Annotated in this window: 21 protein-coding genes; 9 read left to right on the forward strand and 12 right to left on the reverse strand. The window is 72.1% G+C overall.

All coding sequences use genetic code 11. From position 1 onward, the window contains the following. Positions 1-121: 121 nt before the first annotated feature. On the reverse strand, positions 122-4,540 hold the full coding sequence (pglW, locus tag AC07D6_RS13335; RefSeq protein WP_479043983.1) for a BREX system serine/threonine kinase PglW: 4,419 nt from the start codon (positions 4,538-4,540) through the stop codon (positions 122-124). 430 nt (positions 4,541-4,970) lie between these two features. Here pglW and AC07D6_RS13340 point away from each other — a divergent pair, with 430 nt between their 5' ends. Both AC07D6_RS13340 and AC07D6_RS13345 read left to right on the forward strand, forming a co-directional pair. After that, positions 4,971-5,168, forward strand: a complete 198-nt coding sequence (locus AC07D6_RS13340) for a hypothetical protein (RefSeq protein WP_479043985.1) — start codon at positions 4,971-4,973, stop codon at positions 5,166-5,168. Between the two features lie 195 nt (positions 5,169-5,363). Further along, on the forward strand, positions 5,364-7,220 hold the full coding sequence (locus AC07D6_RS13345) for a DNA/RNA helicase domain-containing protein (protein WP_479044041.1): 1,857 nt from the start codon (positions 5,364-5,366) through the stop codon (positions 7,218-7,220). Here AC07D6_RS13345 and AC07D6_RS13350 read toward each other — a convergent pair. Together AC07D6_RS13350 and AC07D6_RS13355 are read right to left on the reverse strand one after the other, a co-directional pair. After that, positions 7,210-8,823, reverse strand: a complete 1,614-nt coding sequence (locus AC07D6_RS13350; RefSeq protein WP_479043986.1) for an NnrS multi-domain protein — start codon at positions 8,821-8,823, stop codon at positions 7,210-7,212. The genes AC07D6_RS13345 and AC07D6_RS13350 overlap by 11 nt on opposite strands. Before the next feature lie 120 nt (positions 8,824-8,943). Beyond that, positions 8,944-9,324, reverse strand: a complete 381-nt coding sequence (locus AC07D6_RS13355) for a hypothetical protein (RefSeq protein WP_315877849.1) — start codon at positions 9,322-9,324, stop codon at positions 8,944-8,946. Positions 9,325-9,480: 156 nt separating this feature from the next. Here AC07D6_RS13355 and AC07D6_RS13360 point away from each other — a divergent pair, with 156 nt between their 5' ends. From AC07D6_RS13360 to AC07D6_RS13370, 3 genes are all read left to right on the forward strand, one after another. After that, positions 9,481-10,062 carry a hypothetical protein gene (locus tag AC07D6_RS13360; protein ID WP_479043989.1) on the forward strand — a complete coding sequence of 194 codons (582 nt, stop codon included), beginning with the start codon at positions 9,481-9,483 and terminating at the stop codon, positions 10,060-10,062. Positions 10,063-10,198: 136 nt separating this feature from the next. After that, a complete protein-coding gene (locus tag AC07D6_RS13365; RefSeq protein ID WP_479043991.1) occupies positions 10,199-10,795 on the forward strand; it encodes a 3'-5' exonuclease in 597 nt (198 codons plus the stop codon). A gap of 142 nt (positions 10,796-10,937) precedes the next feature. Beyond that, complete coding sequence (locus tag AC07D6_RS13370; protein ID WP_479043993.1) at positions 10,938-11,195, forward strand: hypothetical protein; 258 nt, start codon at positions 10,938-10,940, stop codon at positions 11,193-11,195. Between the two features lie 63 nt (positions 11,196-11,258). Here AC07D6_RS13370 and AC07D6_RS13375 read toward each other — a convergent pair whose 3' ends face one another. The 7 genes from AC07D6_RS13375 to AC07D6_RS13405 all read right to left on the reverse strand — a co-directional run bounded on the left by AC07D6_RS13375 (position 11,259) and on the right by AC07D6_RS13405 (position 17,157). After that, complete coding sequence (locus tag AC07D6_RS13375) at positions 11,259-12,737, reverse strand: nucleobase:cation symporter-2 family protein (RefSeq protein WP_391653303.1); 1,479 nt, start codon at positions 12,735-12,737, stop codon at positions 11,259-11,261. 274 nt (positions 12,738-13,011) lie between these two features. Next, positions 13,012-14,397, reverse strand: coding sequence for an 8-oxoguanine deaminase (locus tag AC07D6_RS13380; protein ID WP_315877853.1), 1,386 nt, complete (start codon positions 14,395-14,397; stop codon positions 13,012-13,014). A 159-nt stretch (positions 14,398-14,556) separates the two neighbouring features. Then, positions 14,557-15,480: a factor-independent urate hydroxylase gene (gene pucL / locus AC07D6_RS13385; RefSeq protein ID WP_315877854.1), complete on the reverse strand. Its 924-nt coding sequence runs from the start codon at positions 15,478-15,480 to the stop codon at positions 14,557-14,559. 7 nt (positions 15,481-15,487) lie between these two features. After that, positions 15,488-15,877 (reverse strand): hydroxyisourate hydrolase, encoded by a 390-nt coding sequence (gene uraH / locus AC07D6_RS13390; RefSeq protein WP_315877855.1) that lies wholly within the window; start codon positions 15,875-15,877, stop codon positions 15,488-15,490. Further along, complete coding sequence (gene uraD, locus AC07D6_RS13395) at positions 15,874-16,389, reverse strand: 2-oxo-4-hydroxy-4-carboxy-5-ureidoimidazoline decarboxylase (protein WP_315877856.1); 516 nt, start codon at positions 16,387-16,389, stop codon at positions 15,874-15,876. Before uraD ends, uraH begins: the two co-directional genes overlap by 4 nt. A gap of 142 nt (positions 16,390-16,531) precedes the next feature. Beyond that, positions 16,532-16,909, reverse strand: coding sequence for a helix-turn-helix domain-containing protein (locus AC07D6_RS13400; RefSeq protein ID WP_479043999.1), 378 nt, complete (start codon positions 16,907-16,909; stop codon positions 16,532-16,534). Then, on the reverse strand, positions 16,906-17,157 hold the full coding sequence (locus AC07D6_RS13405; RefSeq protein ID WP_315877858.1) for a hypothetical protein: 252 nt from the start codon (positions 17,155-17,157) through the stop codon (positions 16,906-16,908). Before AC07D6_RS13405 ends, AC07D6_RS13400 begins: the two co-directional genes overlap by 4 nt. Before the next feature lie 127 nt (positions 17,158-17,284). Between AC07D6_RS13405 and AC07D6_RS13410 the strand changes: the two genes are divergently transcribed. The 3 genes from AC07D6_RS13410 to AC07D6_RS13420 all read left to right on the forward strand — a co-directional run bounded on the left by AC07D6_RS13410 (position 17,285) and on the right by AC07D6_RS13420 (position 20,758). Next, positions 17,285-18,142, forward strand: a complete 858-nt coding sequence (locus AC07D6_RS13410; protein WP_479044003.1) for a TIM barrel protein — start codon at positions 17,285-17,287, stop codon at positions 18,140-18,142. A gap of 32 nt (positions 18,143-18,174) precedes the next feature. Beyond that, complete coding sequence (locus AC07D6_RS13415) at positions 18,175-19,065, forward strand: 2-hydroxy-3-oxopropionate reductase (RefSeq protein ID WP_479044006.1); 891 nt, start codon at positions 18,175-18,177, stop codon at positions 19,063-19,065. A gap of 235 nt (positions 19,066-19,300) precedes the next feature. Further along, positions 19,301-20,758 (forward strand): catalase, encoded by a 1,458-nt coding sequence (locus tag AC07D6_RS13420; protein ID WP_479044009.1) that lies wholly within the window; start codon positions 19,301-19,303, stop codon positions 20,756-20,758. A gap of 552 nt (positions 20,759-21,310) precedes the next feature. Here AC07D6_RS13420 and AC07D6_RS13425 read toward each other — a convergent pair. Further along, a complete protein-coding gene (locus tag AC07D6_RS13425) occupies positions 21,311-21,481 on the reverse strand; it encodes a hypothetical protein (protein ID WP_479044012.1) in 171 nt (56 codons plus the stop codon). A 121-nt stretch (positions 21,482-21,602) separates the two neighbouring features. Further along, complete coding sequence (gene gcl / locus AC07D6_RS13430) at positions 21,603-23,387, reverse strand: glyoxylate carboligase (RefSeq protein ID WP_315877863.1); 1,785 nt, start codon at positions 23,385-23,387, stop codon at positions 21,603-21,605. A 182-nt stretch (positions 23,388-23,569) separates the two neighbouring features. On the opposite strand from gcl, the gene AC07D6_RS13435 reads away from it, so the two are divergent. Next, positions 23,570-24,439 carry a hypothetical protein gene (locus AC07D6_RS13435; RefSeq protein WP_479044044.1) on the forward strand — a complete coding sequence of 290 codons (870 nt, stop codon included), beginning with the start codon at positions 23,570-23,572 and terminating at the stop codon, positions 24,437-24,439. Positions 24,440-24,483: the final 44 nt, after the last annotated feature.

Consider the following 24,483-nt stretch of genomic DNA (forward strand, 5'->3'; position numbering starts at 1 on the left):
TGAGGACCTCCTGGGCAGAACGCGCGGAGACCCTCGTTCGATGAGCCCCCGAAACATCTGCTTATCAGTCCGCGAGCCGTGGCACACCCGAGATCGGCAAGCCGGTATGCGGCTGTGTCCGCTATGCCTCCCGCTCCGGGCGAAGGCTCTTCAGGAACAGGGCGTCAAGCACCGCCCACTCCGTGGCGCGGTCGACGACCTCGACCGTGCGGCCGTCGAGGGAGGGGGTCTGCCTGGCGTCCTCCATCGGGCAGAGCAGCCACAGTCCGTGCGGTGTCCGGGCCGGGCGGCGCGCCGCCTGCTGGAGGGTGACCAGCAGGTCGTGGCCTCCTCCGTCGAAGTACCGCGCCAGAAGACCGGCGTTGTGCAGGAAGAGCACCGTCTTGGGACCCTCGGCCTCAACCGCCTCGACGAGGCGGCCGGCCAGACGATCGGTGACCCGCTGGACGTATGACCGCAGGCCCGGCTTCAGCTCGCCACTCGCCGTGAAGGCGGCGTCCGCGCGCAGCACCTTCCGCCAGTCCGTCCCGAGCTCGTCGGCCAACGCGCGGAAGACCTGCAGGAACTCGGTGTTGACGTCCACGGCGAAGACCGGAAACGCGCTCGCCAGGCTCTCGGCCGTGCCGGGCAGTTCCGTCCCCTTGAGGGTGAGGGCGAGGAAGCCACCGCGCTCGGCGGCGGTCGACAACTTGGCGCGCAGGACCGCCTGAGGGTCGCGCCCCGCCGCCGCGGCCGCCCGCGCCTCTGCGACGAGGACGCTGGTACGGGTGGAGGTCGAGCTGGTCCAGCGAACGCCGTCGGCGGCCGGCGGGAAGAAGCGCTTGCGGACGCTGTCGTACTCCAGCGGGAAACCCGCCTCCTTGAGCACGTCCTCCATCTCGATGTGCGTGGGGGTCACGGGGACCGGGAGAGAGGGGAAACGCGCCTTGACCCGGGAGACCAGCTCGCTGATCGATATGCCCGTCTCGCGGCGCACCCCGGCCGGGGCCTGGGAGATCCGCAGGGCGCGGGCCAGGCCCAGGTCGTGGGGGTAGAGCTCCAGGCGCGGCGAGGCCGCGGCGTTCTCCGAGACCGTCGCGGCCAGACCGACCAGGCGGGTGTCGGCCAGGGGCGCCATGCCGTCGGGCGCGGCGACCTCGCGCAGTGTCCGTACCACGGTGGCCCGGCCCGGCAGCGGGTCCTGGGCGGCGAGGCGGTCGGCAGCGGCGCCGAGCGCGGCTGCGTAGTCGGCCAGTTCCTGCGGGGTCGGATCGTCCGTACCGGGGAGCGAGTCCAGGGCAAGCAGGACGCGTGGCCCCCTGCGGAGCACTTCCAGACGGGGCTCCGCGTCGTCGGAGCGGTTCAGCGCCTCGGCGTCGGCTGCGGCGCGCACGACGGCGAGCGCCTTGGCGAGCGTGCGCTCCGCCGTGTCGTCGCCCGCGCCGTGCCGGACGCGGAGTTGCGCGGCGACTTCCTCGACCGTCATGACCCGGCCGGACTGGGCAAGGATCTGCACGAGCTCGTCGCGGACGGCGGTGATCCAGTCCGTGGCCGCCCACTCCTCGATCGCGGCGCCGTGGTGCCGGGACACAGTGGCCTGGCTGCTGCCGAGGTGCTTGGCGATGGCGGTCTGCGTGGGCCACACGCCCAGCGGCGACAGCGCACCCCCTTCCTCCGGAGAGCGCGGAAGGCCGAGGGTCAGCCGTACGATCTCGGGTCTGAGGTTTCCCTTGCGAGCCGGTGCGGGGGTGAGACGCCGCGCCAGCAGGTCGACGGGCTCTCCCGCGATGCGCTGGGCGTCGGCCTCCTGACCGGCCTCGCCGGCGCCCGGGTGGCCGGGCTCCTCCGCATGGGGCGGGGTGTCGCCCTGCGGGCGGCGCAGCATGGCCGTCCACTGCTTGTGACGGCGGTTGAGCTCGCGTCGTACCAGCGTGCCGGCGCCTCGGGCCCGTGCGATGGTGTGGGGCGGTACGTCGAGCAGCTCCCCCACGGTGACCGCTCCGAGCCCGTTGGCGACGGAGACCGCCCGCGGCGAGAGGCCCGCCGCCTCGAGCGCCGTGGTGGACTCGGCCGCCGCGGCGGCCATCTCGCGGGCCTCCTCGGTGGTCACCGCGAGGGTGCCGACGGTGGCCGGAGTGGTGGCCGGCTTGACGGCGTCGGCGGTGCGGAAAATCTGCCGCCAGGCGTCCTCCATCTGCTTGAAGGTGTCGAAGCGCCGGTCGACGTCGCGGTGGAGGGCCCGCTGGAAGAACGCGGTCAGACCGTCCCGGAGCGCCGGTTCGAACAGCTCGGCGGCGACGAAGAGCTCCACGTCGTCGCTCATCCGGGGGTCGCTCTGGCCGTCGCCCCAGACCGGCCGCTCGCCGGACGCCATCTCGTGCAGCGTGACGGCCGCCGCGTACCGCTCGGCGTGGTCGTCGTAGAGGGAGCGGCGAGGGCTGCCGAGAAAGGGGTCGAGATAGCCGCGGGTCCCGGCGGTGATGTCCCTTTCGGACGCGTCGGTCAGGGAGAAGTCGAAGAGGAGAAGCTCCCAGGAGCCGTCGCTGCGGCGGTGCAGGCCGAGGTTGTCGGGCTTGATGTCCCGGTGGCGCACGCCTTTGGCGGCAAGCTGGTCCAAGGCGATGAACAGGTCGGTGCCGTAGCGCTCCAACTGGTCGTAGGTCAGGCGCCCTTCACCGCGCAACCTGGCGCCCAGCGAGGACTCGCCCGCGTACTCCAGCGCCAGGACCGTGTGGCCGGCGATCTCCCGCGGGTCTTCGAGGAGGCGGACGATGCGACCGCCTCCCACCTGCTTCAGGGCGTTCGCCTCCGCATGGAGCCGGGCGTCCTTGTCGCGGTCGAGAGCAATCTTGAGGACGCGCTCCTCGACGACGGCCCTGCCGTCCGGATCGACGGCCTCCTCCACGACCCTCTCCACGAGGAGGGCCCGGGCCGTCGCCCCCGTGCCGAGGACGCGCTTGACCGTCCATTCCCCGTCGATCTGCTGTCCGGGCAGTGCCGTCAGCGGGTCCGTCTCCTCCACCGCCGCGCGCTCGGGCACCACCGCGTTCTGCTCGGCCTCGTCGAGCAGGTCCAGGAAGCGGTCGGCGGACGGCAGCCGGTCGACGACCTCCGCGCGGGTCGCCCGGTACACGAGCTCGTCCAGGGCGTCGGAGAGGCCGTCGGCGACCGCGTACGGATGGAGTCCGCCCTCGGCCGACAGCCGTTCGATGAGGGCGCTGCGGTGGGCCGCGGGCGGCTCCCCCGTGAGCACGTGGTACGCGAGTGCGCCGAGGCCGAAGAGGTCCAGGTCGACCGGGTCGGCGAATTCCTGGTCCGTCTCGGGGGCGAGATAGACCTGGGCGGCGTTCTCGATCAGTGCCGCGTCGAGGGACGTGTCGCCGATCGACCGCAGGGACGTGGTGTCGAAGTCGCGGGCCGCCGTCTGCCAATCCGTGATCCGCACCACGGGGTCGGTGCCGTCCTCCTTGGCGGAGACGTACACGGAGCGCGCGGCGAGGGCACGGTGGTACAGCGAGCGGTTGTGAGCGTAGCGAAGGGCCTCGGCGAGCTGGCGTACGAGGTCGAGGCGTGCCTCGGGGGTCAGGGAGCCGCCGTAGGCGTCGAGGTATGCGTCCAGCCTCAGGTCGGAGTGGCGGTGGCGGAACAGGATCGCGGGGCCGCCCTGGTGCTGGCGGATCTGGACCGCCTGGGCGATGCCCCGGTGGGTGATGCCTTGTAGGACCTGGTATTCGCGGCGGGCCGCGCGATCGACGGCACGCCTGGCGGCGTCACCCGCCATCTGCTCGACGAGGTAGACGCGTACGCGGCCCTCCTCCTGGACCAACCCGTCGTCGCGGGAGGCGAGCCGGTCCTCCCAGCCGGGCCCGGCATCGAGTGCCCCCGGCTCGAGCTTCCAGTCGTCCCCGTACCGGAGGTGGGCGGTGGAATGGCTGATGCCGATCCGCTGCATCAGTTGCTCGAGCAACTGGGCGGTCTGCGGTGTGATGCGCCAGCTCTCCCGCTCCGGTGGCTTACCGAGGAGGTCGTCCCAGACGCGGGCGAGTCCGCCCGACTCGTCGTTGCGCCCGTAGACGTTGAGCCGCTGGAACTGGTCCAGTTCGCTGACGAGCCCGGGCGAGTGCAGGAACACGGCCGGCTTGATGAAGGGCACGCGCCGCGGGTCGACACCCATGGAGCGTGCGGCGTGCTGCAACTGCCCTTTGAGTTCTTTGCACTTGAGGTCGGTGAGGTGCAGCGGGTTCTTCAGGGTGCGGACGCGGTCGGCGTGGAACTGCCACGTGTCGCCGTGGTTGACCACACGCCCCGGGTGACCCTTGAGTTCGAGCAGGTACAGTCCGCCGGGAACGGCGATGAACAAGTCGCACTCGTTGGTGCGTCCGGACGCGGCGGTGAAGGAGAAGGTGGCCCACGCCCGGTACGGCTCAGCCTTGGGCATCAGCTGCCGGATGTGGTCGAGGCCGTCCTGCTCCCAGCTGTAACTGGAGCGGCGGGGCTGGAACCAGTGCTCCTTGCGCGGCGGCACGTGCCTGGGCCCCGAAGGCGTGCCAGCTGCCGTCACGGTTGCGACCTCCGCGTTCGTCGGCGCGCCTCGCGGCGCGGGGTGCTGGCGGTGACCCTACCTCGGTCCGGGCAGCACACGGAGCGGACGACGAGGACGACCGGATAACCCATGGCCAAAGCGATCACGGATCGTGTAACTTCGGGGAAGCTGTTTTACGGAACCCACCGGGCTGTCGAAGTCGACCAGGCCCTCCAACCGTAAGGAGAGCACGCGTGACCGCGTCTCGAAACACCGCCCTTCCCGTCCCCTGGGGGCCGCACCTCCCCCTCGCCCGCGGCGCAGCCGGCGGTCTCGAACGGACCCCGCGAGACATCTCGCGCACCACGGCCTGACCACAGGCCCTTCTTCGAGTCGGTTCTTCGCCACCAGGCTCAGCAGAAACGTTCCCTCTCCCTGTGTCACAGGGACTCACCCCCAAGGTGCAAACGTGCTTTCCTCCCTTCCGGACACCGGTGTCGCCGGTGCCCTGATCGTCGCCCTCGCCGCCTGCTTCGTCGTGTACTGCGCCACGGCCCGCAGCATGTTCAAGATCGCGCTGTCGAACACCCGCTCAGCGGACCGGCCGCGGCTCATCAGGCAGTTCGGCGACCTCTTGCGGGCGCTGTTCACGCTGCGGCGTCGCTAGCCGATCTCGCACACGCCTCCCCGGGCCCTCGACGCCCGGGGAGGCTCCTCCCTCAAGGACCAGCCATGAACACCGGGATAGTGTTCTCATCATCACCCTTGCGGCCCGCCGGGCTTCCTTCCCAGGACACGCCTCCACCCGCACGCCTCATATCGTGCTGCCCGGGAGCCCGCCTTGATTCGTGATTCCGTCTCCATGGCCGCCGCTCAGGGACTGAGCGGCATGCTGTCCCTCCGCCTGACGGAGCAGTTCGTCCATGACCACGGACACAGGCCCGGTGACTCCGAGGTGCGGTCCTGGAAGCGGAGCCTCCCAGCGCTGATGAGCGTGCTGCTGGAGGCAGGTCTCGGCGATGTCACGATCCTGATGGAGTACGGGCTGCCCCTCACCAGCAAGCGAGCCGACGCCGTTCTGGCCGGAGTGCATCCGCGGACCGGGGAGCCCTCCTACGTCGTGGTGGAGCTCAAGCAGTGGAGCCAGGCGGCGCCCGAGGACGGCGAACCGCTCCTGTGCCGCGTCGACGCGTACCCACGGCCCGTACTGAACCCCATCGAGCAGGTGCGGGGTTACTGCGACTACCTCGTCTCCTTCAACGGAGCCCTCGCCGACCACCCGCACCGCGTCGCGGGTGCCGCCTACCTCCACAACGCCACCGAGTTCGGCATCACCGGCCTCGGCGAGGTCGGGGAGAGCGAGCGCGGGCGGCTCTTCAGCGAAGAGCGGCGGGGGGCCTTCGTCCGCTTCCTCCAGGAGCGGCTGGCGCCCGTCAACGGCGCGGCCGCGGCGGACGAGCTGCTCGCCGGGAAGATCGCGCCGTCCAAGCAGCTCATGGCCGTCGCCGCCCAGGAAGTGCGGGAGCGCGAGCAGTTCGTCCTCCTGGATGAGCAGCGGGTGGCCTTCGAAACCGTGATGCGCGCCGTACGGAAGGCGGCACAGGCCGACCGGAAGGAAGTCGTCGTCGTCACCGGCGGGCCGGGGACGGGCAAGAGCGTCATCGCTCTGTCCCTGCTCGGTGAGCTCTACCGGCAGGGCCGCACCGCGATGCACGCCACGGGGTCCCAGTCCTTCACCAAGACCATGCGCAAGGTCGCGGGAGCCCGTAAGCGCGAGGTGCAGGACCTCTTCAAGTACTTCAACAGCTTCATGACCGCCGAACGGAACGCCCTCGACGTGATCATCTGCGACGAGGCGCACCGGATGCGGAAGACTTCGGCCAACCGGTACACCCCTGCCGCCCAGCGCAGCGACAGGCCGCAGGTCGAGGAGTTGATCGACGCCGCACGGGTGCCGGTCTTCCTGCTCGACGAACACCAGGTCGTGCGGCCCGGCGAAATGGGCACCGTCCACCAGATCCGGGAAGCTGCCGCCGCCAAGGACCTGCCCTGCACGGTCATCCCCCTGGACAGCCAGTTCCGCTGCGGCGGCAGCGACGCCTACCTCCAATGGGTACTGCGGCTGCTGGGTCTCGAGGGAGAGGGCCCACAGCGGTGGGAACCCGACGGCAAGATGGAGCTTCTGGTAGCGGACAGCCCTCACGAGATGGAGGCGTTGCTCGAGAGCAAGCGTGCCCAGGGGTACGGCGCGCGCATGTCGGCGGGCTTCTGCTGGAAGTGGTCCAAGGAGACGTCTCCGGGGAAACCCCTTCCGGCCGACGTGGTGATCGGTGACTGGGCCCGCCCTTGGAACGTCTACGGCGACCGTGGGGTCGCCGGTGCTCCCCCGTCCGCCCTGTGGGCCACGGATCCGGCCGGTTTCGGGCAGATCGGCTGCGTGTACACGGCGCAGGGCTTCGAGTACGACTGGAGCGGGGTCATCATCGGGCCGGACCTCGTCTGGCGCGACGGACGCTGGGTGATCGACCGAACCCAGTCGAAGGACCCCGCCTTCAAGCGCTCCACGCCCGACGCCGATGTCGACCTGCTCATCCGGAACACCTACAAGGTCCTCCTCACCCGCGGGATGATGGGCACCGTCGTCTACTCGACTGACGCCGCGACGCGCGAGAAGCTGCGCGAGTGGGTCACGGGGGAACAGCGGGCTCTCATCTCCTAGCGGATCGCGGTCGGCCGGGTCCCGCCTGCCCTTCCGCCCGGCAGTCGGTGTTCGGGGAGGGGGCCGGGAGGAGTTGGAGGCGGTTCGCGGGGAGTTTGAAGGCGCCCGGGTCCGGGGTGGCGTCGGCGTCCCACAGGACCGCGTTGCCGCCGGCGACGGAGATCAGGAGGTAGGGGCGGGCCGCCGGGGAGGCGAGGGCGCCGCCGTCGGAGGGGAGGCGGTCCGCCGGGACGACGGGGCGGACGCAGGTCCACTTGGGCTTCACCCCGAAGTACGGGGGCGGCGTGCGGCGGTCGCGGGCGGCCGCCTTGGTGGCTTCGGCGGCGCTCGCCGCCGACTGGGCCGCCAGGCCGCCGACGCTCACGACGATCGCGACGAGGAGCAGGGCGTACAGCGCGACGTTGGACCCGTCGCGCGGGCGGATGCAGTGGAGGTGCTTCAGCGTGCCCCACGCCGCCGGGGCCAGGAGGACGAGGGCGAGGAAGCTGAGGAGCTTCACGGCCGAGGCCGCCTGCCACAGTCCGGGTACGTCGAGGTCCTGCGGGTTCAGGTCCAGGGCGTCCGCGTAGAAGGCGTGGAGCACCGAGCCGGACGCGACGACACCGGAGACGACGAGCGAGCCGGCCAGGGGGGCGCCCCAGGTCAGCCAGTCCCCCCAGGTCCACTGCCGCACCAGCAGGTAGCACCCGGTGACGGTGAACAGCGTCACGCAGGTGACCAGCGCCTGGAGCGGGGTGAGCGCGACGGAGGTGCCGGACAGGTAGTCGGTGTGGAGCAGCGTCACCAGGACGGCCGCCGCGACCAGGCAGGCCGCGCGGCCCTCCGCCTTCCGGTGCGGTGAGACGCGGTCGGCCGCGCGCAGGGCCGCGAGGAGGGAGCCGGCGGCCACGAGCACCCAGAACGCCACCGCCCCGCCGCGCGCCGCACGCGCGACCACCGTGGCGAAGGACAGCAGGCCCAGCCAGGGGGCGAGGCGCAGCACGCCGCGCTCGACCTGCTCCTCCCTGTCGAGGGGGCGGCCACCGCGCCCCCGGCGGTCCGTCGGGCGGGCGTCCACGCCGGTCGGCGGCGGCGCGCCCGGTTCCAGTGCCGTCCGGGCGAGCCGGCGGGCCTCGGAGGGCGTCCCGGAGGCGAACTCGCCGGTGTCGTGGCGGCCGAGGGCCTCCATGAGCCGGGCCCGGTGCGCGAGGAGGCGGAAGCGGACGGCCGCCGCGCGGGGGCGGGGCGCCGGGGGCGGCGCGGGCCGGTGGCCGGTCGTGACGACCCGCCAGTGCGGCAGGTGTTCGCGGTCCGGGTCGACGAGTTCGGTGCGGCGTACGTACACCTGGAGCCTGGCGGTCCTGGCCAGGCCGTCGACGCGCCAGGCGGCGGCCTGGCCGGTCCGCTTGTTGCGCGCGCCAAAGAAGCGCACCTCCACCAGGAACACGACGCTGTCGGGGCGCGCCCGCAGGACCCCGGCCGTGGGGCCCTCGCCGCAGGGCCAGCGGCCCAACACGGGCCAGCCGCGCTGCCCGAACCACTCCTGCGCCTCGTCGTGGTCCCGCTCGGGGCCCCTCACCTCCACCAGGGTCAGCACCCGCTGGTCGTACCGCGCCCTCTGCAACTCTCCCCCAGACCGTCCGCTCGCGGCCACGAGGTTATCCGGCGGGCGCGCACGGCCGGGAGGCCCCGCCCCGCCCCGTGCCGCCTGTGCGGGGCGGGGCCTCCCGGGGGACGGGCGGGGTCAGGGGCAGACGGGGACCGGGTCGGTCTCGCTGGCGATGTGGTTGTCGTTCATGTGGCCCCACGCGCCGTTGTCGGCCTGCGTGTAGAGCCAGCGCGTGGGGTGGGGGCCGCCGTGATTCGGGCCGTACTCGTAGCGGCACTGGAACCACGACGGGTTGGAGTGCATGTAGCCGACGACCGTCTTGAAGTCCTTCGGCGAGTACACGGGTGCGCCGGGGATGTTGTTGCACCAGTAGAAGTAGCTGCCGCTCTTGGGCCAGCAGGGTGCCGCCTGGGCGGTCGCGGTGGCGCTGCCGGCGGTGGCGAGGACGGCGGACGCCGCGGTGAGGGCGCCGACGGCGGCGGTGAGGGCCTTCCGGGTGAGGCGGGTGAGGGTCATGTGGTGGTCCTTCGCGGTGGGGTGTCCGGTGGGTTCGCTCCTCCGGGGACGGGTGGCGGTGGCGTCCCGTATGAGCCGGGCGGGCCGTCGGGGGCGTTGTCAGTGGGGTGCGCTTCACTGGATTCGTCACCGTGAGTAGTCGAATCAGGGGGAGTCGTGACGGATCGTACGATCTTCGTGTCGCTGGAGGGGTTGCGGTCGCGGGGGTGGACCGACGGGATGGTGCGGGACTTCCTGGGACTGCCGGACGTGCAGGGGCGCAGCCCGCGGCAGGGGGCGGGGGCGCCCGTGCGGCTGTACCTGCTGGCGCGGGTGGAGGCCGTCGAGCGGGCGCGGGAGTTCGGGGTGTGCGCGCGGGCCGGCGGGGCCGCGGGGCTGGTGGGGCCGCGGGTGGCGGCCGAGCGGAGGCGGCGGGCCGTGCTGGCGACGCTGCGGGCCGAGCCGATCCGGGTGCCGATCCTGCCGCCCGCGGAGCTGGAGCGACGGGCGGTGCGGTACCGGCGGGAGGTCGGCGGGGCCGGGGCGGACGACGGGGCGGCCGGGGGCCTGGCCCGGTGGCAGGTCGGGTACCTGCGGAGCGCGCTGCGGTCGTACGACGCGCTGCTGGACGGGCTGTTCGCCGCCTCGGGGCGGGCGGAGGCGGAGCGGTTGCTGCGGCGGCGGATCTACGCGGCGATCGCACAGGCCTACCCGTGGCTCGCCGAGGAGTGCCGGCGGCGGGCGGAGGGGGGACGGTGACGGGTGCCGGGCGCGGCGGCGGTCCGCCCGCGCCCCGGGGTCCGGCGGCGCCGGTACGGCCTGCGGGGAGTGGGCCGACGGCTCCCGGCCGGTGCGGGCTCCGGATATCCGCTGGGACCCGGGCCCGCGCCGTGGCATGCTCCAGCGTCCCCGCCCCAGCCTGTACATCTCCGTCGACATCGAAGCCGACGGGCCCATCCCCGGCCCGTACTCGATGCTCAGCGTCGGCGCCGCCGTCGCCGGTCGGCAGGGCGCCGACGGGTACGCACCGGCCGATCCCGAGGCGGCGACGTTCTACCGGGAACTGCGGCCGATCAGCGACGACTTCGTCCCCGAGGCACTCGCGGTCAGCGGCCTGGACCGGGAGCGGCTGCGCGCCGAGGGCGCCGAACCGGCGGTGGCGCTGCGGGAGTTCACCGCGTGGGTGCGGGAGGTGGGCCGGGGCGCCCAGCCGGTGATGTGCGGCTACCCCGCCTCGTACGACTGGACGTTCCTGTACTGGTACCTGATCCGGTTCACCGGCGAGAGCCCGTTCGGGCACTCGGGGTGCCTGGACATGAAGACGCTGTACGCCACCAAGGCGCGCATGCCGCTGCGCGCCGTCGCCAAGCGGACGATGCCGCGCGAGCTGTTGTCGACCCGCCGGCACACCCACCACGCGCTGGACGACGCGATCGAGCAGGCGGAGCTGTTCAGCAACCTCATGGCGTGGAAGGGGACGCCGCCCGGCTGAGACCGGCCCGCCCCCGCAGTGAGGTGCGGGAGCGGGACGGCGGGCGGTCGGTCCGGCCCGCGAACGCGCCTACAACGAACGGCTGCGGCTCCTCGACCGCCGCGCCCACCTCCTGTACCGGCTGTGCCGGCACGACGAGGTCGTGGAGCAACTGCGCGCGCTCATGGCCGATTTCGCCCCGGTCGTGCCACCGGGCGCGCCGGTGGTGCTGAACGCCCGGTACGGCCTGGTGCTGAACCTCCTCCACGCCGGACGGTCCGCCGAGGCCGAGGCGGAGGTGGCCGTCCTGGTGGAGGCCCTGGGACCGGAGGGGTCCGCCACGGCCGGGCGGTCGGAGGAGACGGCGGCGCTGCGGCAGCGAGTCGCGGTGCTGACGGAGCAGCTCGACAGGGCCCGGTGACCGACGGCTCCGGCCCCGCGCGCACGTCGTCGCGCGGGGCCGTGGCGGCTGCCGACCCGCGGGTCAGTGGGCCGGGGCGGGTTTCGCCGTACGGACCTCGGTGATCTCGTCGCCCGGCTCCATGGGGGCCGTCACGTCGTCGGAGTCGCGGCGGGCCGCGGCACCGATGTGGTTGAAGACGAGGTTGAGGAGGACGGCCGCGACACAGCCGGTGGAGATGCCGGAGTCCAGGATGATCTTCGCGGTCTCCGGGAAGGCGTGGTAGAACTCCGGCGCGGTGATCGGGATGATCCCGACGGCCAGCGACACGGCGACGATGAGGACGTTGTTGTCCTTCTCCAGGCCCGCCCGGACGAGGGTCTGGATGCCGCTCGCGGCGACCGACCCGAAGAGGACGACACCGGCGCCGCCGAGGACCGGGCGCGGCACGACCGCGATGAGCGACGCCGCCATGGGACACAGGCCCATGAGGACCAGGAAGCCGCCGCCCACGGCCACGACGAAGCGGCTGCGGATGCGGGTCATCGCGACGAGGCCGATGTTCTGGGCGAAGGCGCTGCACATGAAGCCGTTGAAGAAGGGGCTGATCGCCGAGCCGAGGGTGTCGGCGCGCAGACCCCCCGCGATGGTCCGCTCGTCCGCGGGCCTGCCGACGATCTCGCCGAGCGCCAGCATGTCCGCGGTGGACTCGGTCATCGACACGAGCATGACCACGCACATGGAGATGATCGCGGCGACGGCGAACTGCGGGGCGCCGAAGTGGAACGGCGTGGGGAAGCCCACGAGGTCCGCCTCGACGACCGGGCTGAAGTCCGTGACGCCGAACGGTATGGCGATCAGGGTGCCGAGGACGAGGCCGATGAGGACCGCGATCTGCTTGACGAAGCCGCGGGTGAAGCGGCGCAACAGCAGTACGACCACCAGGGTCACGGCCGCCAGCGTCAGGTACGTCGTGGAGCCGTAGTCGTCGGCGGCGGGGTTCGGCCCCTGCGCCCAGCCGAAGGCGACGGGCAGCAGGGAGACGCCGATCAGGGTGATGACCGTGCCGGTGACGACGGGCGGGAAGAAGCGGACGAGTTTGCTGAACCAGGGCGCCGCCAGGAAACCGAGGGCGCCGGCGACGATGATCGCGCCGAAGATGACGGGGAGGGCGTCGGCCTTGTCGTCCGTCGTGTCGACGATGGCGAGCATGGGGGCGACGCCGGCGAAGGTGACGCCGTTGACGAACGGCAGCCGGGCGCCGATCTTCCAGACGCCGAGGGTCTGGAGGAAGGTGGCCAGTCCGGCGGTGAAGAGGCTGGCGCCGGTGAGGAAGGTCAGTTCGGTGGCGGAGAGGCCGACGGCCGCTCCGACGATCAGCGGCGGGGCGACCACGCCCGCGTACATGGCGGCCACGTGCTGGAGGCCGCTGGTGAGCATGCGGACGGGCGGGAGCGTCTCGTCGACCGGATGCTTCCCGCCCGCGGGGGCGGAAGGGGTGTCGGGGGCGGGGGCGGGGTTCTGGTTGCCTGCATCGTTGTGGGACCTGGGCATGGCGGCCACGGCGGTTCCTCCGGTCGGTTGACGCGTCGGCGGTGACACGGGTTTCAGGGAGGTGCTGCTGGTGATCCGGGAGGTCGGAGGGTGGGGGTGGGGGGTACGGAGGTGAGGCGAGGGGCGGTACATGCGCGTGCGGGCGACCAGTACCGTTCCGGGGGGCGGCGTACCTCTGCGGTACGGCACCCCCCGGTCCGGCTGCCGCGGGCCCCGCTGGGGTCCGCGGCGACCGGCCGGGGGCCGTCCCCCCCGGCCGGACTTCTGTGGTGCGCGCCCGGGCTCAGCCCTGGGCGGCGATGCGGGCGAGGCGCCGGGCCTCGTCCCTGGTGGAACGCGCGATGGCGTCCTCGTCGGCGGTCAGCAGCCGGTTGTCCTCGACGATCTGCCGGCCGTTGACGAACGACGCGGTGACCGGGGCCGCCGCGCCGAAGACCAGTGCGGTGACGGGGTCGGCGATGGAGGCGTGGGCGAGGGTGTCCAGCTTCCACAGCACGAGGTCGGCGAGCTTGCCGGCCTCCAGGGAGCCGATCTGGTCGGCGCGGCCGAGGACCTGGGCGCCGCCGTACGTGCCGAGGCGGAGCGCCTGGCGGGCGCCCAGCGCGGCCTCGCGGTGGGCGCCGAGCCGGTTGACGAGGAGGGCGTTGCGCAGTTCGGTGTGGAGTTCGCCGGACTCGTTGGACGCGGTGCCGTCGACGCCGAGGCCGACCGGGACGCCGGCGGCCAGCATGTCGGGGACGCGGGCGATGCCGGCGGCGAGGCGGGCGTTGGACGACGGGCAGTGGGCCACGCCCGTCTTCGTACGGGCGAACGCCTCGATGTCGGAGTCGTTCATGTGGACGCAGTGCGCCATCCACACGTCCTCGCCGAGCCAGCCGGTCGACTCGAAGTACGCGGTGGGGCCCACGCCGAACAGTTCGTAGCAGAACTTCTCCTCCTCGACGGTCTCCGAGCCGTGGGTGTGCAGGCGCACCCCGAGCCGGCGGGCGAGTTCCGCGCCCTGCCTGAGCAGTTCGGTGGAGACGGAGAAGGGCGAGCAGGGGGCGACGGCGACCTGGGTCATCGCGTCGAAGGAGGCGTCGTGGTGCGTGCGGACGGTCTCCTCGGTGGCGGCGAGCGCCCCGTCGAGGGTCTCGACCGCGAAGTCCGGGGGCAGGCCGCCGTCCTTGACGCTGCGGTCCATGGAACCGCGGGCGAGGGTGAAGCGCACGCCCATGTCGGCGGCGGCCTTGACGATCGCGCCGGACAGGTCGCCGGCGCCGCGGGGGAAGACGTAGTGGTGGTCCATGGCGGTGGTGACGCCGCCGCGGGCCATCATCGCCAGGGAGCCCTGGGCGGCCGCGTGCACCATCTGCTCGTCGATCCGCGCCCAGGTGGGGTAGAGGGCGACGAGCCAGTCGAAGAGGTTGTGGTCGGTGGCCAGGCCGCGGGTGATCCACTGGTAGAAGTGGTGGTGGGTGTTGACGAGGCCCGGCGTCACCAGGTGGCCGGTGCCGTCGATGCGGCGGACCACGTCCGCCAGGCCCTCGGGGGCCCGGCCCGCGCCGACCGACTCGATCCGGTTGTCCGCGATGACGACGTGGCCCGAGGCGTACTCGGTGTCCTGGGCGTCGACGGTGGCGATCGCGCAGTTCTCGATCACGGTGCGCTGGGCTGCCGAAGGTGCCATGGTGCGTCCTTCCGGTGTCGGATGGCGAGGGTGGGCACGGCAGGACCCTGGAGATTTGAGTGCCGCGGTCTGCCGGCCGCGGGTGCCGAGGGGGAAGGTCGGGGGGCCGTCCGGCCGTCCGGCCCGGCCCGCCGGGGCGGGTCGGACGGCCGGTCCGGGTCAGAGGTTGGTCAGGTCGACCGGGATGCGGGGCTCCACGCCGTCCCGCAGGACGGTGGCCTCGATCAGGCCGTACGGGCGGTCCGCCGCGAAGTAGACCTCGTTGTCGTTCTTGAGGCCGAACGGCTCCAGGTCGACGAGGAAGTGGTGCTTGTTGGGGAGGCTGAAGCGCACCTCGTCGATTTCCGAGCGGTTGTTGATGATGCGCGCGCCCATCTGGTACAGCGTCTGCTGCAGCGACAGGGAGTACGTCTCGGCGAAGGCCTGGAGCATGTGCTTGCGCACCTGCTCGTAGGACCTCTCCCAGTGGGGCATCCGCTGCTCGTCGTCGGTCCAGTTGAACCGCCAGCGGGCGGAGACCTGCGTGGCCAGGATGCGGTCGTACGCCTCCTGGAGGGTGGTGTACCGGTCCTTGACGTAGCCCCAGAACTCCGAGTTGGTGGAGTTCATGACGACGAGGTCCTTGAGGCCGGAGATGACCTGCCAGTTCTCGCCGTCGTAAGTGATCTCGGTGAGGCGGGTCTCCTGGCCCTTGCGGACGAAGGAGTGCTTGACCTCGTCGGCGCCGATGAACCTGGAGTTGGCGTCGGACGTGGCGATGCGCTCCCAGGCGTACTCCTCGATCCGGATCCGGGCCCGGTGGATGGGCTCCTGGCTGGTGACGAAGTGCCGGGCGAGGTGGATGCCGAACTGCTCGGCGGAGTCTATGCCGTACTCCTTGGCGAACGCGTACACCGTGTTCTTGGTGGTGTCCGTCGGGAGGACGTGGGCGTTCGAGCCGGAGTAGTGCACGTCCTCCATGTCGCCGGAGAGGGCGACGGAGACGTTGAGGTCCTTGATGTGGTGGGTCGCGCCGTCCCGCGTGATCCTTACGACGCGGTTCTCTGCTTTCCCGTACTGGTTCTGGCCGAGAATCGTGGGCATGTGGCTGCTAGCTCCCTCGGTAAACGGAGTAGCCGAACGGGTTGAGCAGCAGCGGAACGTGGTAATGCTCGCCCGGTACGACGGCGAAGGTGATCGCCACCTCGGGGAAGAACACGCCGCTGTCCCGTGTCGCGGGGGCGTCCTGCTGTGCCTCGGCTTGCTTGTTGGCGAAGTACGCCCCGGTCTCGAAGTCGAGGCGTACGTGGGTCGTTCCTTCCGGCGGCGCCGGCAGGTCCTTGCACCGCCCGTCCGCGTCGGTCGCGGAAGCGCCGAGCACCACCCACTCCGCGTCGCGGCCCGCGCGGGCCGCGAGGGAGACGGCCACGCCCTCGGCGGGGCGGCCGGCGCTGGTGTCCAGGATGTGCGTGGACACCGATGCGGTCGTGTCGGTGCTCATGCGGGGTCTTCCTCCACTAGACGGGTCAGCCTGATACGGTTGATCTTTCCCAATTCGGCGCGGACGATCCCGCGTTCACGCTCGGGCGTGTTCGCGATCCGCTCGCGGAGCGCGTCGCGCATCTGCTCGCCGGTGCGGCCGGTGGCGCAGATGAGGAAGACGTGCCCGAACTTCTCCTGGTAGGCCAGGTTCAGTTCGAGCATCTCGGCCCTGAGCTCCTCGGAGGCCCCGGCCATGCCCCGCTGTTCGCGGGCGGACGTGGGGTCCCCGGGCTTCGGGCGGCCGATCGGCGGGTGCCCTGCCATGGCCTCGGCCAGGTCCTCGGCGGAGAGCTCGGCCGTGGCGGCGTCGCTGGCGAGGAGGAGGGCTTCGGCGGTGGCGTACGGGCGTTGGGCGAGCAGCTTGCTCCCCCATGCCGAGCTGGCGCACACCTCGTGCAGGGCGGCGAGCGCGTCGCTGTCCGCCGAGGTGTTGAACCGGGTGAGGCCCGGTGTCGAAGTACTCGAAGTCACGGGGAGCCTCCGTGGCTGTTTTTCGCTGTCGTCGGACGGGCTGCGGATAGCTAACGCCCTGCGGCAACACGGCGTCAACACTTTGTTGAAAAGTCGGTGACGCGAAAGCCGCCGCCCGGTCACCCGGACGACGGCTGGGGTTCTACTTGCCCTTGGCGGCGTTCTCCCTGTTCAGGTAGTTGTACACGGTGAACCGGCTGACGCCGAGGGCGCCGGCCACGGTTTCCACCCCGTGGCGCACGGAGAAGGCACCGCGTGCCTCAAGGCCGCGGACGATCTCCTGTTTGCTCTTGCGGTCGAGTTCGGCCAGCGGCATTCCGTGCCGTCTTTCCAGGGCGGCGAGGATGTGCTCCAGGGAGTCGGCGAGCTGTGGCAGCCGTACGGCGAGCACGTCCTCGCCCTCCCAGGCGAGCACCACGTCGTCGGGCCCCGCCTCGCCGGGCGGGAGCATCCGCCCGCCCATCGCGTCCACGAGCGGTTTCACCGCCGCGACCAGGGGGTGGTCTCCCGACGCGGTCACCGACTGTCCCCGATGACGTTCACCTGGAGGGAGACCCGGGTCGCGCCGGCCTCCAGCGCGCGGCGCAGCAGGGCGTCCACGGCGGCGAGCACGGCGTCGGCGCGCCCCTCCGCGGTGTTGCCGAACGGTCCCACGTCGACGGCGTCCAACTCGGCGCCCTGGATGACCTCGCGGGCCACGACCGCGTGGGCCGGCGCCTCGTCGAGGTCGAACGGTTCGGTCGTGAACTCGACCCTCAATCGCTCCATGACCTCACCGTAACGCCGCCGCGGCGGGCGCCCGTCCGGCGGGTGGCTCTTGACAAGGTGGGCACTCCACTTGCAGTCTTCCATCACGCAGAAATGAACTTCCGCAATACGGAAGGAGCGCCGCCTCATGGCCCGCTTTTCAGAAGACGCAGGCAAGGCCCAGCGCTTCGATGTGAACCTGTCGATCCTCTTCACCGAGCTCCCGCTGCTGGAGCGCCCCGCGGCCGCCGCCGCGGCGGGCTTCACCGCGGTGGAGCTGTGGTGGCCCTGGCCCGAGGCGCCCACGCCGCCGCAGAGCGAGCTCGACGCGCTCAAGAAGGCGCTGGAGGACGCCGGGACGCGGCTGGTGGGGCTGAACTTCTACGCCGGGCAGCTCCCCGGCCCGGACCGCGGCGCCCTGTCCGTCCCCGGTGAGGAGTCGGACCGCTTCCGCGCCAACATCGACGTGGCCGCCGATTTCGCCGCCTCCGTCGGCTGCACCGCGCTGAACGCCCTCTACGGCAACCGCGTCGACGGCGTCGACCCTGCCGCCCAGGACGCGCTGGCCCTGGAGAACCTGGTCCTCGCCGCCCGGGCCGCCGACCGGATCGGCGCGACCCTGCTGGTCGAGGCCCTCAACGAGCCCGAGTCGCCCCGCTACCCGCTGGTGAGCGCCCCGGCCGCGGTCGAGGTCGTCGACCGGGTCAACGAGGCCACCGGCCTGGGCAACGCCGCGTTCCTGCTGGACCTGTACCACCTGTCGATGAACGGCGAGGACCTGGAGGCGGTGATCGACGCGTACGCCGCGAAGACCGGTCACGTCCAGATCGCCGACAACCCGGGCCGCGGCGCGCCCGGCACCGGCGACCTCGACCTCTCCGCGCTGCTGCTGCGGCTCCGCGACCGCGGCTACGACGGCTGGGTCGGCCTGGAGTACAAGGCCGGCGACCGCCCCGGCGCGGACGGCTTCGACTGGCTCCCCCGGGAACTGCGCGCCGCCGACTGACCTTACGTACGAGCTTCCGAAAGAGGACCGACATGAGCACCCTCCCGAAGATCGCGTGGATCGGGCTCGGCATCATGGGCTCCCCCATGTCCGAGAACCTGCTGAAGGCCGGATACCAGGTCACCGGCTACACGCTGGAGCAGGAGAAGCTGGACCGGCTCGCCCGGGCCGGTGGCACCGCCGCCGCGTCCCTCGCCGACGCGGTCCGCGACGCGGACGTCGTCATCACGATGGTCCCGGCGTCCCCGCAGGTCGAGGCGATCGCGTACGGCCCCGACGGCATCCTGGAGAACGCGAAGGAGGGCGCGCTGCTGATCGACATGTCGTCGATCACCCCGCGGACCTCGGTCGACCTCGCGAAGGCCGCCGCGGCCAAGGGCATCCGCGTCCTGGACGCCCCCGTGTCCGGCGGCGAGGCCGGCGCCATCGAGGCCGTGCTGTCCATCATGGTCGGCGGCGAGCAGGCCGACTTCGACAGCGCGCTGCCGATCTTCCAGGCACTCGGCAAGACCATCGTCCTGTGCGGCCCGCACGGCTCCGGCCAGACGGTGAAGGCCGCCAACCAACTGATCGTCGCCGTCAACATCCAGGCGTGCGCCGAGGCCGTGGTCTTCCTGGAGAAGTCCGGCGTGGACCTCAAGGCGGCCCTGGACGTCCTCAACGGCGGTCTGGCCGGCTCCACCGTGCTGACCCGCAAGAAGGACAACTTCCTCCACCGCGACTTCGCCCCGGGCTTCCGGATCGACCTGCACCACAAGGACATGGGCATCGTGACCGACGCGGCCCGCGCGGTCGGCGCCGCCCTGCCCGTCGGCGCCGTGGTCGCCCAACTGGTCGCGTCCCTGCGCGCGCAGGGCGACGGCGGCCTGGACCACTCGGCGCTGCTGCGCGCCGTGGAGCGCCTCTCCGGCCAGCAGGTCTGACGCCCCCTCACCCGCCCTCGCGCCCCCGGCCCGGGGCTTGCGCTCCTGACCCGCCCCGGGCCGGCCCAGACTTCCGGCGGCGCCGGCGCTGACAACCTGTCCTGTCGCGCCCAGGCGCCGGCGCCGTCCGGAACCCCTTTCTCCAATTTCAACAAACTGTTGACGCCACCTCGGGGCGTACCTACGCTCCTGAGCACCGCCAGCAGCTCCCCGTACGGAAGGTCACCAGGTCACGATGGAGAAGCGCGTGCTTACGACCGAGTCCGGCGCACCGGTCGCCGACAACCAGAACTCCGCCACCGCCGGCATCGGCGGGCCGCTGCTCATCCAGGACCAGCACCTGATCGAGAAGCTCGCCCGCTTCAACCGGGAGCGCATCCCGGAGCGCGTGGTGCACGCCCGCGGCTCCGGCGCGTACGGCCACTTCGAGGTGACCGACGACGTCACCGCGTACACGAAGGCGGCCTTCCTCTCCGAGGTCGGCAAGCGGACCGAGCTGTTCGCGCGGTTCTCGACGGTGGCCGACTCGCTCGGCGGCGCCGACGCGGTGCGCGACCCCCGCGGCTTCGCGCTGAAGTTCTACACCGAGGAGGGCAACTACGACCTCGTCGGCAACAACACCCCGGTGTTCTTCATCAAGGACCCGATCAAGTTCCCCGACTTCATCCACTCGCAGAAGCGCGACCCGTTCACGGGCAAGCAGGAGCCGGACAACGTCTGGGACTTCTGGGCCCACTCCCCCGAGGCCACCCACCAGGTCACCTGGCTGTTCGGCGACCGCGGCATCCCCGCGTCGTACCGCCACATGGACGGCTTCGGCTCGCACACCTACCTGTGGACGAACGCCGAGGGCGAGGCCTTCTTCATCAAGTACCACTTCAAGACGAACCAGGGCATCCGCTGCCTCTCCGCCGAGCAGGCCGCCGAGGTCGCCGGCACCGACGCCACCTCCCACCAGACGGACCTGCTCCAGGCGATCGAGCGCGGGGTGCACCCCTCGTGGACGCTGTACGTGCAGATCATGCCGGCGGCGGAGGCGGCCGACTACCGCTTCAACCCGTTCGACCTGACGAAGGTGTGGCCGCACGCCGACTACCCGCTGCGCCGCGTCGGCCGGATGGTCCTCGACCGCAACCCGGAGAACATCTTCGCCGAGGTCGAGCAGGCGGCGTTCTCCCCGAACAACTTCGTGCCCGGCATCGGCCCGTCCCCGGACAAGATGCTCCAGGGCCGCCTCTTCGCCTACGCGGACGCCCACCGCTACCGCCTCGGCGTCAACCACACGCAGCTCCCGGTGAACGCGCCCAGGGCGACCGTCGCCGACAACTACGGCCGGGACGGCCTCATGGCCACCCGCAACGGCTCGCGCCACGACAAGAACTACGAGCCCAACTCGTACGGCGGCCCGTCCCAGACCGACCAGGCCCTGTCGGCCGCCCTCGCCGTCAGCGGCCACACGGGCACCCACCCGGCCCCGGCGCACGTCAAGGACGACGACTTCTTCCAGGCCGGCGAGTTGTACCGGCTGATGACGGAGGAGGAGAAGGGCCGGCTCGTCGCGAACATCGCGGGCAGCCTGTCGCAGGTCTCCCGCGAGGACGTCATCGAGAAGAACCTCGCCCACTTCCACGCCGCCGACCCGGAGTACGGCCGGCGCGTCGAGGAGGCGGTCCGCGCCCTGCGCGAGGACTGAGGGGCGTGAAGCTGCGCACGGCGGCCGACGGGAGGTCCGTCGCCGTGCGCGGTCCGGACCGCGACCCGGATGAGGGGTGGTCGCGGGTACGGACAGCGAGGACCGCGGCGGTGTGCGCGCCAGTGCGGTGGTGAAGGAGCCCCGGTTCGCCTTCCTGACCTGAAGGAGGGTCCCGGAGGCTCCGCGTCACCGCCGCGGTCCCCCGAACCTCCCGCCCCATGAGCCCCGTCCGGCGGCGCGAACGCCCTGTCGCGCCAGCCTCGCGCCGTCGGACGGTTTCCACTCGCCGTTCCCCCTGTCGCGTCCACCGCGAGAGCCAGGGCGCGGAGCCGATCGTACGGTCCCGGCTCCGCGCCCTTTCGCATGTCCACCGGCGGCCGTTGGCGCCGGCACGCGCGTCGACCGTGCCGGTCCGGCGGTCCCCGGCGCCGGCACGCGCGCTGACCGTGCCGGTGCCGGAGGCCGGTGGCGCCGGTCCGGGCTGGTCCGGCCCGGCCGCGTGGGGCCCGCCGCCGGAGGAGGGGTGACCCCGGCGGCGGGCCGGGGAGGGGGTCAGTGGTCGGTCCGGCGAGTGGGGTCCACCAGTCTGTCGAGGACCGTGCGCACCGCCCGGTAGGCCGTCGCCGTCGTCTCGTCGGCGGCGTTCTCCTCCTCCACCCTGGCCCAGTCGCGGGCGGCCCGCAGCCGGCGGAGGAGTTCGTCCGCGTCCACGATCTCACTCATGCGATACGGCTACCCCGCCTTCGCGCGGCCATGGCACGAAAAACGGCCCCCGCCCCGGAATGTCCGGGGCGGGGGCCTTCTCGGCTCCCCCGCGGGCGGGTCAGGCCCTCCCGCGGGCGGGTCAGGAGAGCGGGCGGACGGCCGTCGGGGCGTGGGCGGGCTCGGTCGCGAGCTCCTCCCACTCCGTGATGTCGCTGATGTCCATGGTGCGGCTCATCGAGATGTTCGTGACCCGCTCCAGGATCGCCTCGACGACGACCGGCACCCGGTGCTCGGCGGCCAGCTTCTTGGCCTCCTCGAAGGCCGGCAGCAGCTGGTCGGGCTCGGTGACGCGGATGGCCTTGCAGCCGAGGCCCTCGGCCACCTTCACGTGGTCGACGCCGTAGACGCCGAGCTCGGGGGAGTTGATGTTCTCGAACTCCAGGTTGACCTGGAAGTTGATGTCCAGGCCGGCCTGCGCCTGGCGGATCAGGCCCAGGTACGAGTTGTTCACCAGGACGTGGACGTACGGGATGCGGTGCTGCGCGCCGACCGCCAGCTCCTCGATCATGAACTGGAAGTCGTAGTCGCCGGAGAGGGCCACGACCTGTGCCTCCGGGTCGGCCTTGGCGACGCCGAGCGCGGCCGGGATGGTCCAGCCGAGCGGGCCGGCCTGGCCGCAGTTGATCCAGTGGCGCGGCTTGTAGACGTGCAGCATCTGCGCGCCCGCGATCTGTGAGAGGCCGATGGTGGTGACGTACCGGGTCTCGGGCCCGAACGCCCGGTTCATCTCCTCGTACACGCGCTGCGGCTTCATGGGCACGTCGTCGAAGTGCGTCCGGCGCAGCAGCGTGGCCTTGCGCTCCTGCGTGGAGGCGATCCAGGCGGAGCGGTCCGGGAGCCGGCCGGCGGCCTTCAGTTCCCGCGCGACCTCGACGAACAGCTCCAGGGCCGCCTTGGCGTCCGAGGCGATGCCGTAGTCCGGGGCGAAGATCTTGCCGATCTGGGTGGGCTCGATGTCGACGTGGACGAACTTCCGGCCCTTCGTGTACACGTCCAGCTTGTAGCCGGTGTGCCGGTTGGCCCAGCGGTTGCCGATGCCGAGGACGAAGTCGGACTCCAGGAAGTTCGCGTTGCCGTAGCGGTGCGAGGTCTGGACGCCGACCATGCCGGCGTTCAGCTCGTGGTCGTCGGGGATGACGCCCCAGCCCATCAGGGTGGGGATCACCGGGGTGCCGGTCAGCTCGGCGAACTCGGCCAGCAGGCCGGAGGCGTCGGCGCCGATGACGCCGCCGCCGGCGACGATGAGCGGGCGCTCGGACTCCAGCAGGAAGGAGAGCGCCTTCTCGATCTGGGCGCGGGTCGCGGCCGGCTTGTAGACGGGCAGCGGCTCGTACGTCTCCGGGTCGAAGTCGATCTCGGTGAGCTGGACGTCGATGGGCAGGTCGATGAGGACCGGGCCGGGACGGCCGGAGCGCATCAGGTGGAACGCCTGCTGGAAGACGCCGGGGACCTGGGCGGCCTCCAGGACGGTGGTGGCCGCCTTGGTGACCGGCTTGGCGATCGACGCGATGTCGACCGCCTGGAAGTCCTCCTTGTGGATCACGTGGGTCGGCGCCTGGCCGGTGATGCAGAGGATCGGGATCGAGTCACCGATGGCCGAGTACAGGCCGGTGATCATGTCGGTGCCGGCCGGGCCCGACGTGCCGATGCAGACGCCGATGTTGCCCGGGTGCGTACGGGTGTAGCCCTCGGCCATGTGCGAGGCGCCCTCGACGTGGCGGGCGAGGGTGTGGTCGATGCCGCCCCCCTCCTTGAGGGCCTTGTAGAACGGGTTGATCGCCGCGCCCGGCACGCCGAACGCGTGGGTGACGCCTTCGCGCTTGAGGATCTCCACTGCCGCTCGGGCGGCGGTCATTCGAGGCATGGGTGCTCCTGCTTCGGCCTGGCGGATCCGGCTCTGTCGCGCCACCTGAGAGCATCGATCCGTATGGAATTTCCGCTATACGGAAGTCTCTTTCTGTTATACGGAAGCAATGTAGGCGGGTGTGCCGGAACCCGTCAAGGGATGGCCGAATGCCCTCCCCATCCGTCCGCCCTTGGTGGACGATGGGCGGCGGAACGAAGGGGGCGATCGCCGTGGGAGAGAACGTGCCGGTGCGCTGCCCGGCCTGCCGCCGTGCGCACATGTACGTGCCGCCCGTCTACCCGTGCGCGTGCGGAGCGCCCGTCGTCCCTCCCCTGATGCGCGGCGCCCCCGCCGAGCCGATCACGCACCGCACCTGGACGGACGAGTGGGTGACGGTGCGGTGCGGGGCGTGCGGGCGCCAGGACCAGTGGCCGCAGCCGGAGCTGGGCTGCCCGTGCGGCACGGTGCTGCGCGTGCCGGTCCGCCCGGTGACGGCGGCCGCGTCGCCGCCCCGCCCGCCCGCGCCGGGCGGTCCGGCCGGAACGGGCGCCAAAGCCGCGGGCCCCGCGGGCGCGCCGGACGGCCCCGCGGGACCGGGCACCCCCCGGGGCACCGACGCCACCTCCTCCACCACGGGCGTCTCCACCGTGCGGGACGCCTCCCAGCCGCCCGCCGCCGCCCGCCCCTCCTTCAACCCCGTCACCATCCGCACCGCCCGCGACGTGGTGACCGCCGCCGCGCTCTACCTGCGCTGGCTGGGCTTCCGGGAGGTGGTGCAGCCCGAGGAGCGCCGCTCGTCCGTGACCCCGGCCGTCGAACTGCGCGGCCCCGGGCTGGTCGCCCAGGTCGACCCGACGACCCGGCCCGTACCGCTGCGCGCCGTCGAGTGCCTGTGGCTGGAGGGGCTCGCCTCGTCGTCGGCCGCCGTGTACTTCTCGCTCGCCGGGTACGAGGAGACCTCCCGCGCCCGCGCGGACGGCGTCGGCCTTCCGCTGTTCGTCATGGACCTCACCGGCACCCCGCAGCCCGTGAACACCCCCGCCGACGACCTCCTCGCGCGCGGGGCGTGAGCGGTTCGCGTACGCACCCGCCGGTACCGCGCGCCCGCCGCTCC

This window comes from Streptomyces sp. NPDC045287 (genome assembly GCF_056432325.1).